Source organism: Frankia sp. CcWB2 (genome assembly GCF_977927585.1).
Genome location: NZ_CDWRCM010000001.1, coordinates 14,250 through 25,755, shown reverse-complemented (window position 1 = coordinate 25,755; position 11,506 = coordinate 14,250). Strand labels below are relative to the sequence as shown.

Sequence of the window (11,506 nt, the reverse complement as noted above, 5' to 3'; positions counted from 1 at the left end):
AAGGCGTCCGTGGTGTTCAGCAGGCCGAGGCCCACGTTGCTCGTGCCGTTGCCAACCCCGAAGATCCAGCCGTAGCCGGGCAGCAGCCGGCTCTCGCGCGGCCTGCCCTCCCACAGTTCCAGATGGGACTCGAGGAAGTCGTCGTGCGTGCGGGGGCTGCGGTAGTAGCGGCGGACCGCGACCCCGAGCGGCCGGTCCTCCCGGCGGCGGATACCGAGGGCGAGCGCGATGCGGGCGCTGTTACCGTCCGCCGCGACGACCAATGGCGCCCGGAACGTCACAGATGTTCGGTCGGTGCCGGTCCTGGCGTGCACGCCGACGACCCGTCCGGTGCGCTCGTCGAGCAGCGGACCGGTCACGGCGGTCCCCTCGTGCAGCCGGGCACCGACCTTCACCGCGTGGCAGGCCAGCAGGTCGTCGAAGTCAAGCCGCGGACGGACCAGGCCGTAGTCGGGCCAGCTCGCCAGCTCCGGCCAGGGCAGCTCCAGGCGGACGCCGCCGCCGATGATGCGAAGCCCCCGGTTACGGGCCCATCCGGCCACGGGCGAGGTGTCGAGACCCATGTCCACGAGGCTGCGAACGGCCCGCGGGGTCAGCCCGTCGCCACAGACCTTCTCGCGGGGGAAGGTCGTCTTCTCCAACAGGAGCACGTCGAGCCCGGCGCTGGCGAGATGGTAGGCGGCCGAGGAGCCACCGGGACCCGCGCCGACCACGATGACGTCGGCGTCGGCCTTCGACCGGCCGGCCGCACCGTCATCCCTTGTCCTCGCCATGGTCACGAATTGCTCCGGATCTGCTAGACCACTCGTCCCGGGGGCACCCCACCGGGAGCCCTCCACCTGTGTGCTCGTGAAATTCTTCACGAGCGTTCTCGGCGAGTGTAGGCCTTGCGCAGGCCAACCGCACCAACCAGGATGCGGCGAAGAACGGACGAGTTGACTTCGTGCACCCTATCGCTACTGTGAGCGATAGTTCGCGGCATCGGACGCCCGCCGCCGGAGCTCGGCGGTCGATCGCCACCATGAGCGGCAGGTACAATTCCCGCCCGATCGGCCTGGATCAGGCCAGCTCACCCGCCTGGTGTCGGTCCGGAGCACTCGCCCGCAGCGCGAAGCGCAACGGAGAAACCACGAAGCCGGCCTCCACCGCCCGCCGGTGGCCCATATTCGCCCCCCGGGGTGGGATTCAGCGCCCGTGCGGGGTAGTCCCTCCACAGGTCACCCGAAACGCGGTGGCTCGTCCGCGGTCGCCGCCGGTGTCCCGACGGCGCGGATGCACCATCACCCGAACACCATCACCCGAACACCGTCACCCGAAGCAGCACGGACTGGGAACGAGAGAACGCGATGACCATCGCAGAGACCGTCGTCATCCCCGCCCCCGACGGGCCCGCCCCGGCCACGCTCGCCGAACCCGATGGTCCCGCACGCGGCGGCGTCGTCGTCCTCCACGAGGCGTTCGGCCTCACCGAGCACATCACCGATGTCTGCTCGAGGTTCGCGCGCGGGGGGTGGCGGGCAATCGCCCCCGGCCTGTTCCACCGCGCGGGCTCGCCCGTCTTCGACTACGACGATCTCGCCTCCGCAGTGAAGATCATCCATAAGCTCAACGGCACCGACCTCCTCGCCGACATCGACGCCGCGCTGGTCGTCCTCGCCGAGGAGGGAACCGCCATCGACCGCTGCGCCGTCGTGGGCTTCTGCCTCGGCGGGAGCATCGCCTTCCAGGCGGCGGTGGCCCGGCCGTTCGGCGCCGCGACCACCTTCTACGGTGGCGGGATCACCATGCGCCGCTTCGGGGAACCCGCCCAGCTGGATCTCGCCGGCCGCCTGCAGGCACCGTGGCTCGGTCTGTACGGCGACCAGGATCCGAGCATCCCCACTTCGGAGGTGGAGGACCTGCGGGCGGCGACACAGAAGGCGTCTGTGCCCACCGAGATCGTCCGTTACCCACAGGCTGGACACGGCTTCCACAACGACGCCCGCGCCGCCGCCTACCACGGCCCGTCGGCGAAGGACGCCTGGTCACGCATGCTGACCTGGTTCGACTCGCATGTTCCCGGCTGAGCCCACCCCGCCGACCGTGGCGCCGGCCGGTCCAGCACCATGGCCGGTCCAGCACCGTCAGTCCGGGGCGCGACCCCGGTGCAGCGCCACCACGCCGCCGGTGAGGTTGCGCCAGCCGACCCGGAACCAGCCTGCTTCCCGCAGCAGGCCGGCCAGCTCCGCCTGGGCGGGCCAGGCCCGGATCGACTCGGCGAGATAGACGTACGAGCCCGGGCTGTTGCTCACCGCGCGGGCCACGGCTGGCAGGGCCCGCATCAGGTACTCGACGTAGACCGTCCGCCAAGGCGCCCAGACCGGGCGGCTGAACTCGCACACCACGAGCATCCCGCCCGGACGGGTCACCCGGCGCAGCTCGGTGAGGCAGCCGAGCGTGTCGGCGACGTTGCGCAGACCGAACGAGATCGTCGTCCGGTCGAAGGTCTCGTCCCGGAACGGCAGCCGCAGCCCGTCCCCGGCGGTCAGCAGGATCCGCCCGGCCTCCCCCGGCAACGGCCGCGACGCCAGCCGACGCTGCCCGGCCCGCAGCATCCCCAGGGAGAAGTCGCAGGCCACCACGTCGGTCCCGGCGAGCGCGAAGGCTCGTGACGAGGTCGCCGTCCCGGCGGCGAGGTCGAGGACCCGAAGGCCCGGCCGCAGGTCCAGCGCGTCCGCCGCGGCGCGCCGCCAGGTCCGGTCGAGCCCGCCGGTGAGCACGGTGTTGGTCAGGTCGTACCGGTTGGCCACCCCGTCGAACATCGACGCGACGTCCCGCGGACGTTTGTCGAGTCCCGCTCTGCTCACCATGCCCCTTCCTCACTCACCATGCCCCTTCCCCGCCGCCGAACCGCGCCGAGGCCGCCGCCGAGGCGTCGCGGGCGGCCCTCTCGACGGTGTCCCAGTCGGTGCTCTCGCCGATCCGCCGCAGCCGCGCGCGGGTCGGCTCGTCGCACAGCGCGCCCGCGACCCCGGCGGTGTACAGGTCGCGGGCCCGGGCACCGAGCCCCGCCGCGACCGCGTGCTCCGTCTCCAGATCGGTGCCGAACATAGCGGGATCGTCGGTGGCGAGCGAGCACGCGACCCCGGCCCGCAGCAGCGCCGCCAGAGGATGATCGTCGAGGGACGCCACCGACCGGGTCCGCAGGTTGGACACCGGGCAGACGTCCAGCACGATCCCCTGATCGACCAGCCGTCGCATCAGCGCGGGGTCCTCGGCGGCCCGGATCCCATGCCGGATCCGCCTAGCTCCCAGCGCGTCGAGCACGCTCCGCACGGACACCGGGCCCGCTGTCTCCCCCGCGTGCGGGACCGCGGCGAGCCCGCCGTCGGCGGCCAGGGCGAACGCCGGCGCGAACGGCTCGGGGGGATGACCGACCTCCGGTCCGCCGAGCCCGATGCCGACGACACCGCGATCGGCGAACCGCACCGCCCACCGCGCCACCTCCATCGCGGCCTCGACTGGCAGCACCCGCTCGATGTCCGGGGTGAGGCGCACCTCGACGCCGTAGCGCTCCCTGGCCTCGATCGCCCCGTCGGCGTAACCGTGGAAGATCTCCTCGACGCGGACCCCCCGATGGACCCGGAACCAGGGCGAGAAGATGCCCTCCAGGTAGACAGCGCCCGCCCGGGCCGCCTCGGCGGCGTAGTCGACGACCACCTGGCGGAAGTCGGCCTCCGTCCGCATCACGTGGGTGGTGAGGATCCAGGCCTTCAGGAAGTGGTCGAAGTCGCGGAAGCGGTAAAGGTCCGCGAGGCCATCGACCGTGCGGGCGGGCAGCGCCTCGGAGTTGCGGCGCGCCATCTCCAGCAGGGTGGCGGGACGGACCGTGCCCTCCAGATGGACGTGGAGTTCGATCTTCGGCCCGGTCGGGGACGGAACCGCGAATCCGGAGGGGTCACTCACCCGGTCACTGTATGGTGCTCCCGGCTACGCGGAGATGAGCGGCAGCGCGGTGGAGGAGAAGTGCGAGGCCACCCGGTCGTCGACCGGGTCCTGCGCCGGGTCGCGGTGCACGACGAGGTGCCGGTAGCGGGTGTCGCGCTGCGCGGGAATGCGGTCGGCCGCGCGGATCAGGGAGATCAGCTCCGCCCGGTTGGTGCGATGGCGCGCCCCGGCGGAGGAGACGACGTTCTCCTCCAGCATCACCGAGCCGAGGTCGTCGGCGCCCATGTGCAGGGTAAGCTGGCCGACCTCCTTGCCGGTGGTCAGCCAGGAGCCCTGCAGATGTGTGATGTTGTCGAAGAACAGCCGCGCGACCGCGACGAGGCGGAGGTACTCCAGGGTCGTCGCCTGGGTGCGCCCGCCGAGATGGTTGTTCTCCGGCTGGTAGGTCCAGGGGATGAACGAACGGAACCCGCCGGTCCGGTCCTGGACGTCCCGGATCATCGTCAGGTGTTCGATGCGCTCGGCGTTCGTCTCCCCCGTGCCCATCATGAAGGTGGCGGTGGATTCCAGGCCGAGGTTGTGAGCGGTCTCCATCACGGACAGCCAGGCGTGACCGGACTCCTTCAGCGGAGCGATCGCCTGCCGGGGCCGTTCGGTGAGGATCTCCGCTCCCGCGCCCGCGAAGCTGTCCAGGCCCGCGTCCCGCAGCCGGGTAATGACCTCGGGAAAGGTCAGCTCGGACGTCCGGGCGATGTGCACAACCTCGCTGGCGCCCAGCGAGTGCAATGCCAACTGGGGATATGCCTTCTTGATGGCGGCAAAGGTGCGCTCATACCACTCGATGCCGAAGTCGGGATGGTGCCCGCCCTGCAGCATGATCTGCGTGGCGCCGAGCTCGACCGCCTCCCCGCACTTGGCGACGATATCCTCGACGTCGCGGACCCAGCCCTCGGCATGCTTCGGAGCGCGGTAGAAGGCGCAAAACCGGCAGGCGGTCACGCAGACATTCGTGTAGTTGATGTTCCGGTCGATGATGTACGTCGCGATGCCATCGGGGAAACGGCGCCGACGGACCGTGTCCGCCGCACCGCCGAGCGCGTGCAGCGGCGCCCTTGTGTAGAGGAGCAGCGCCTCCTCCGCCGAGATACGCCCGCCGGCTGCGGCCCGGTCCAGCACGGACCGGATCTCACCATCGCCCTGACCCACCGGAATCTCGCCATCGACATCCATACGGCCCTCCCCGCGTAGCGCCTTCGGCGCGACGCGGGGACCCCTGGCATCGGGCACCGTACGGGGTCTCCGTCGAATCACCTTCGGCGATCCTCCCAGGGTAGCCATCGGGGCCATCGGCGCGACGCGGGGGATGAACGGTCAGTGTCCGGATCGCGTCCCCGGGTCCGCCGGGCTGGAGCCACCGTGGGTGGCGTCAGTGTAGCCACCGGTCGAGGAACCGGCGGTCGAGGAGCCGGCCGGGCTGGCGGGACCGGCGTCGTGGTGACCGTGGCCGCGGCTGGTGAGCTTCGCCTGGAGCTGCTTGATCTTGGCCCGGTTCTCCGGCCGGTTGGCCGCGGCCTTGGCCTTGTTGACCATCTCCTTGGTCTTCGGGCTGTGCAGGAAATCCGTGATCTTGTTCGAGAAACTGGCCATAATAACGGTGTACCTATCCGGGCAGGGGTTTACGCCTACCGGTCATCCGTTCGACGACCCGCCCGAGGAGCCGCCGAACGTGTCCCTCACCCGGTTCCACAGACTGTCGAGCTGGTCACGGGTGTCGTCCTTGACCGACGTGACGACCTTGTCCCACAACCGCTGGCGCTGTTCGTCGACCATCAAGGCGATCTGGTCCGCCGCATAGAGCAGCAGCAGGACGACAAGGACGAACGGAATCGTGCGCTTGAAAGGGATCCACAGCCGGAACCGACGCCAGGGACGCGGTCGCGGCGCCGGTTCAGCGTAGGGAGCCGGCGCGCGTCCGCGCCGGTCCGGGCGTGCCTCGGCCACCCACGGGGCCGAGGCCGGCCGTGGCTCCGGCGAGAGCGCACCGCGCCCCCTGACAGGCTCGGGACCCGCGGGCACCGACGGGGGCCACTGCTGGGCCACGGGGCGGGGCCGTGCCGGCGCCTGGGGGACGGTGCCGCCTCCGCGGCACGGCCGGCGTAGGGCCGACCCGGGTAGGACTGGTCCGGGTAGGACTGGTCCGGGTAGGACTGACCGGCCGGCGGAGAATCCGCCCGGGGCTGGCCGCCGTGCATCGGGCGGGCGTCCGGTGCCGGCGGCGGATGGCCCCTCTCGCCGGAATCGTCGAAACCCGATCGGTGGCCGTTCCCGTCGGCCTCATCGTCGTACTGGACGAATCCGCCGCGGCGCGGTCGGCGGCCGGTGGCGGTGCCAGCGCGGGTGGCGGCATGGGCGGACCGGCCGGCGGGGGCATGTCGCGGGCTGAGTCGTTCCACCAACGATCGCCGCCGAGGGGCCGGGACTCATTCTCCCACCAGCGCCGCTGTTCATACGGGGTCGCAACGTGGGTCGGATCCGGTCGACCGGCCCCGTCGGCCCCGTCGGCCGCAACCGCCCCAGCCGCGGCGGCACTGCGTCCCCGTGGCCAGGTCCCGTCGAGCAGGGCGGTCGCGGCGTCTCGCGCGTCACCGGCCCGGCCGCGCTCGCCGAGCAGGGTGAGCAGCAGGTTCTCGGTGGAGGGCCGGTCCCGGGGGTCGCGGGCGAGCGCGGACCGGACGATCGGCGTGAGATCAGGCGGCATGGCCCGCAGGTCCGGCTGACCCGTCAGGATCTTCTCCGACATCTCCAGGTAGGTGCCGTGGCCGTAGGGGTGACCGCCGGTGGCCGCGTAACCGATCAGCAGTCCCCAGGCGAAGACGTCGACCGCCGGGCCGAGCGCGGCGCCCTCCATCTGCTCGGGCGCCATCCAGCCGACCGAGCCGAGGACCAGACCCGTCTGGGTGCGGCCCTTTGTCATGTCGAGCGCGCGGGCGATCCCGAAATCGATGACCCGGGGGCCGGAGTACGACAGCATGACGTTGCTCGGTTTGAGATCCCGGTGGACGATGCCGGCCCGGTGGATGGCGGTGAGCGCGGACGCCACGCCGACCGCCACGCCCTGCAGTGTCGACAGCGGCAGCGGACCGGACTCGGTGACGGCCTGATCAAGCCGGACGCCGTCGATGTACTCCGTGACCAGATAAGGACGACGCGCGTCGGGATCGGCATCGAGGACCTGGGCGGTGCAGAAGGGCGCGACCCGCCGAGCGGCCGCCACCTCGTCCCGGAAACGTGCCCGGAACTCCGGGTCGGCGGCGAGGTCCGACCTGATCACCTTGATCGCAACGAACTTCTCGGCTGCGTCCTGGGCGAGGAACACCGTTCCCATCCCACCCGCGCCCAGCCGACCGACGACCTGGTAAACACCGATCGTGGTCGGATCATCGGGATGCGGCGCCTCGGCCGGATATCCGCCACTAGGCGAAACCCGACGCGCCGATCGTTCCGTCACTGTTCTCCCGCCCGTGTTATACCTCCGGCCGCGGCCCAGGTACCGTTCCGGCCTGGGAGCCGTCACCGGTGCCGCAATTGTCTCCCCGTGCAGGGAGACGAACCCATCATCACGCCACAGTCCGTCGTCGCCCAGTCCCTACGGGCATCCGCAACGGCGCGGAAGTCACGCTAACGCTAACCTTCGCGAGTAAATCGATGTCGAGCGTTGTCCGCCAGCCGACGCGGCGGATCCGGTCGTTCCCGCCAGCCGTATCCGAGGGGACCGCAGGTAGTCGACGACAACCACAGGTGGTCGACGACTCACCATTCCGCGGATGAAGGCGGGTGCGGCGTGTCTCCGGCAGGATGAGGGAGGGAACATCCGCTGCTACCGACCGGCTGCCCCGACAGCGCCGGTCGGCCGCCAAGCTTAGGGAGTCACCCGTGGTCACGCAGTCCGCCGATGCGCACCAGCCCGCGAACGCGGTCACGGAGACCGACCCCGCGGCCAGGGCGAGCGTCACCGGCGCCGTGCGGTCGGGGACGTCCCCGGTCGACACCGACGTCGACATGCTGATCGTCGGCGCCGGGCCGGCCGGCCTCTACGGCGCCTACTACGCCGGATTCCGCGGCCTGTCAGTCGCGCTCATGGACTCGTTGCCCGAGGCCGGCGGTCAGGTCACCGCGATGTACCCGGAGAAGATGATCTACGATATCGCGGGCCTGCCGGCCGTCCGGGGCCGTGAACTGATCGACGCCCTGTTGATCCAGGCGAACCAGTTCTCCCCCACCTACCTGCTGGGCCAGCAGGCCGCCGAGCTGACCCACGAGCCGGGCGCCGTGGTGGTGACCAGCAGCCAGGGTCTTCGGGTACGCGCCAAGGTCGTCGTCATCACCGGCGGTCTCGGCACCTTCACCCCCCGCCCGCTGCCCACCGGCACCGGGCATCTGGGCCGCGGCCTAGTCTACTTCGTGCCCAAGCTCGACGTCCACACCGGCCAGGACGTCATCGTGGTCGGCGGCGGGGACAGCGCCTTCGACTGGGCGCTGTCCCTGGAGCCGATCGCCCGCTCGGTCACCCTCGTGCACCGTCGGGACCGGTTCCGGGCGCATATGTCCACAGCCGAGCGGGTCGAGGCGTCCTCCGTCGAGATCCTGACCTTCACCGAGGTCGCCACGGTCCACGGTGAGGAGTGGATCGAGAAGGTCGAACTGGTGCAGACCCGCACCGGCGACCGACATGTCCGACCCGCGCAGGCGGTCGTCGCCGCGCTCGGATTCACCGCCGACCTCGGACCGCTGACCCGCTGGAATCTGACCATTGACAAGCGGCACATCGTCGTCGACCCGACGATGGCGACCGGAGTCGAACGGATCTTCGCGGCCGGCGACATCACTGAGTACCCAGGGAAGGTCCGCCTGATCGCGACGGGTTTCGGGGAGGCCGCGACGGCGGTCAACAACGCGGCGCCGGTGGTGGACCCGTCGGCAAAGATCTTCCCGGGGCACAGCTCCGACGACGGCACCGGCGGCTGAGCGCCCGGCGGGCGTGACCGACAGGCGTGGCCGTTGTCCGTCGGCGCCCGACCGGGCGCCGACGGACCCGCGGCGCACACTGGGAACATGCGCGGTCTACTGGTGATCGGTCACGGATCCCGGCGGGATGAGGCGAACGCGACGGTTCGGGAGCTCGCCCACCGGCTCCTGGTCGATCCCGGCCATGTGGTCGATCCCGGCCATGCCGCCGCGCCATGGACGTGGGGGGCGGCCGAAGCCGCCTTCCTCGAAATCGCCCGGCCCGACATCGCCACCGGGTACGCCACGCTGGCCGACGCGGGATGCACCGAGATCGTCGTCTACCCGTTCTTCCTGTTCGACGGCAATCACACCCGCCGAGACATCCCGGCGGCACTCGACGACGCCCGGTGCCGGCACCCGACGACCCGATGGGTGCTGTCGGAGCCGCTCGGGCTGCACGCGAGCGTCGTCGACGCGGTCCGCGCGCGGCTCGACGACACCCTGCGTCTCCTGGTCCGCGAAGCCGAGGCCGCCGCTCCGAAGATCAACCATCCGGCGAGCCGGTGGACCGGCTGGTGACGACGAAGTCCGCGACGGCGGCCGCGAGCGGATGGACCCCGGGTTCGGTGGGCACGATGTCCACCCGCATGCCCGCCACCGCACAGGCCAGCGCGCTGCGTCGACCCATCGCCGCGATGAGCAGATCGGGCGGGAGAGGTCCGTAGATCTCGGCGGTGCTGCGGGCGGCGGTGGACGACGCGAAGGCCGCGACGTCGAAGTCGCCGTGCCGGAGCTCCTCGGCGATCCGGGGATCCGGCTCGGCGGTCACGTCGGTAAGCAGCGGCACCCGGCGCAGGGAACACACCCCGTCCGGCGGGTCCGCCGCGCCGACGATCAGCACCCACGACGAGCCGGTCGGACCGGCGAGACCGGTCGACGACGGATCCATGGACAGCTCGGCGACGGGCACCGAGGCGAGGCCCAGCCCGTCAAGCGATTCCGCGGCGTCCCCGCGGGCCGCGACGAGAGTCAGGCCGGCCAACGCCCGCACGTCGGTGCCGGCTCGACGCAGCAGGGCCACCACGGCGGCGACCTCGTCCGCATCGGCCAGCAGCAGACCATCCGCTCCCGGCAACGCCGCCACCAGCACGGCACCGGCGTCCTCGACCGGCGCGGGCCGGGCGACAACGGTCTCGACCGCATCCGCGCCCAGCTGCCGCAGCCGGCGAGCCAGCAGACCCGGCCGCGGCCGGGTACGAGCCACGAGTACCCGGATCCCGGCGAGCGGCCCCGCCTCCGAGACCGGCGCGTCCCGGCGCGCCGCGACCTCTCCGACCACGATCACCGCGGGAGACCGCACACCGGCCGCGATCGCGTCGATCGCCAGCGCGTCCAGGGTGGTCCGCAGGACCCGCTGCGCCGGGGTCGCCCCGCGCTCGATGACCGCGACCGGCGTCGCCCCGGGGCGACCGCCGGTGAGCAGCGCGTCGGTGATGTCCATGAGACGCGCCACCCCCATCAGGATAACGATGGTCGCCCGGGAGGCCGCGAGACCGGCCCAGTCCACCGTCGACTCCGGATGGCCGGGTGGCAGGTGCCCCGAGACGATGGCAACCTCCTGCGCGAGACCACGATGAGTGACCGGGATGCCGGCACAGGCGGGTACGGCCAGCGCCGAGGTAACGCCGGGCACGACGGTGCACGCGACCCCCGCCACGGCGCAGGCCTGCGCCTCCTCGCTGCCTCGCCCGAGCAGGTAGGGATCGCCGCCCTTGAGGCGGACGACGCGCGCACCGGCGCGCGCCCGGTCGACGAGGACCGCGTTGATCTCCTCCTGGGTCCACGACGGCGCGGTCGGGCTCTTGCCCACGTGGATGATCTCGGCGCCGGCCGGGGCGGCGCCGAGGAGGACGGCCGCGGCGAGCCGGTCGGTGACCACGACGTCCGCGTTCGCCAGCACCTCACGGCCGCGAACGGTGAGCAGACCGGGATCGCCCGGGCCCGCGCCGACCAGCCAGACCTCACCCACACTTCGCCCGTCCGTCACGGCGTGCACCGTACCTGCTCGGTTGCCTTCGAACACTGGCAGCCGGCAGGCCCGAGGAGGTCAGTGGATACCACACTCCGTCTTGATCGAATCGGCCCACCGGCCCTCCCGGCCGGCGCCCCGCCGGGTGCACGGCCAGCAGCCAACCGAGTCGTAACCGTCGGAGAGGAGCGGGTTGACGATGACGCCGTGCTCGGCCATGTAGCGTTCGACGTCCTCGTCGGTCCAGGCCGCGAGCGGGTGGATCTTCACCTTGCCCCGTCTGGCGTCCCAGTCGACGACCCGGAGCTTCGCCCGGCTGGGCGACTCCGCCCGCCGCGACCCCGCGGCCCAGGCACGGTAGGGAGCCAGGGCCCGATCCAGCGGAACGACCTTGCGCATCCGGCAGCACAGGTCCGGGTCGGTCCGGTAGAGGTCCTGACCGTAGACGGCGTCCTGGCCGACGACGGTGAGCTGCGGACGGGCGCTGATGATCGGCAGGTCGTAGATTCCGGCCACCGCGTCCCGGGTACCGACGGTCTCGGG

12 protein-coding genes are annotated in these 11,506 nt (G+C 71.6%); 3 read left to right on the top strand and 9 right to left on the bottom strand.

Translation table 11 applies throughout. The features are described from left to right. Positions 1-773 (bottom strand): geranylgeranyl reductase family protein (locus tag ACY45C_RS00145; protein ID WP_462185651.1); only part of this gene is annotated, 773 nt, incomplete at its 3' end. A 573-nt stretch (positions 774-1,346) separates the two neighbouring features. Between ACY45C_RS00145 and ACY45C_RS00140 the strand changes: the two genes are divergently transcribed. Next, positions 1,347-2,066: a dienelactone hydrolase family protein gene (locus tag ACY45C_RS00140; RefSeq protein ID WP_462185650.1), complete on the top strand. Its 720-nt coding sequence runs from the start codon at positions 1,347-1,349 to the stop codon at positions 2,064-2,066. Positions 2,067-2,123: 57 nt separating this feature from the next. Here the strand turns inward: ACY45C_RS00140 and ACY45C_RS00135 are convergent, their stop codons facing one another. The 6 genes from ACY45C_RS00135 to ACY45C_RS00110 form a co-directional block, all read right to left on the bottom strand. Then, complete coding sequence (locus ACY45C_RS00135) at positions 2,124-2,846, bottom strand: demethylmenaquinone methyltransferase (protein ID WP_462185736.1); 723 nt, start codon at positions 2,844-2,846, stop codon at positions 2,124-2,126. A 16-nt stretch (positions 2,847-2,862) separates the two neighbouring features. After that, positions 2,863-3,945, bottom strand: coding sequence for an adenosine deaminase (add, locus tag ACY45C_RS00130; RefSeq protein WP_462185649.1), 1,083 nt, complete (start codon positions 3,943-3,945; stop codon positions 2,863-2,865). Between the two features lie 24 nt (positions 3,946-3,969). Then, the gene (mqnC, locus tag ACY45C_RS00125; RefSeq protein ID WP_462185648.1) at positions 3,970-5,157 is read right to left on the bottom strand and encodes a cyclic dehypoxanthinyl futalosine synthase; all 1,188 of its coding nucleotides are present in this window, start codon (positions 5,155-5,157) and stop codon (positions 3,970-3,972) included. A 141-nt stretch (positions 5,158-5,298) separates the two neighbouring features. After that, entirely contained in the window at positions 5,299-5,574 is a 276-nt protein-coding gene (locus ACY45C_RS00120; protein ID WP_462185647.1) for a hypothetical protein, read from the bottom strand. 42 nt (positions 5,575-5,616) lie between these two features. Continuing rightward, positions 5,617-5,928, bottom strand: coding sequence for a hypothetical protein (locus ACY45C_RS00115; RefSeq protein ID WP_462185646.1), 312 nt, complete (start codon positions 5,926-5,928; stop codon positions 5,617-5,619). After that, the gene (locus ACY45C_RS00110; protein ID WP_462185645.1) at positions 5,876-7,435 is read right to left on the bottom strand and encodes a serine/threonine-protein kinase; all 1,560 of its coding nucleotides are present in this window, start codon (positions 7,433-7,435) and stop codon (positions 5,876-5,878) included. The genes ACY45C_RS00115 and ACY45C_RS00110 overlap by 53 nt, the downstream gene beginning before the upstream one ends. A 551-nt stretch (positions 7,436-7,986) precedes the next feature. Here ACY45C_RS00110 and ACY45C_RS00105 point away from each other — a divergent pair. Further along, positions 7,987-8,952: an NAD(P)/FAD-dependent oxidoreductase gene (locus ACY45C_RS00105; protein ID WP_462185735.1), complete on the top strand. Its 966-nt coding sequence runs from the start codon at positions 7,987-7,989 to the stop codon at positions 8,950-8,952. Positions 8,953-9,039: 87 nt separating this feature from the next. Next, a complete protein-coding gene (locus ACY45C_RS00100) occupies positions 9,040-9,513 on the top strand; it encodes a sirohydrochlorin chelatase (RefSeq protein ID WP_462185644.1) in 474 nt (157 codons plus the stop codon). Here ACY45C_RS00100 and cobA read toward each other — a convergent pair. Beyond that, entirely contained in the window at positions 9,479-10,981 is a 1,503-nt protein-coding gene (cobA, locus tag ACY45C_RS00095; protein WP_462185643.1) for a uroporphyrinogen-III C-methyltransferase, read from the bottom strand. The two genes, ACY45C_RS00100 and cobA, sit on opposite strands and share 35 nt — an antisense overlap. A 60-nt stretch (positions 10,982-11,041) precedes the next feature. Beyond that, positions 11,042-11,506: phosphoadenylyl-sulfate reductase (locus tag ACY45C_RS00090; RefSeq protein ID WP_462185642.1), on the bottom strand; the 465-nt coding region annotated here is incomplete at its 5' end.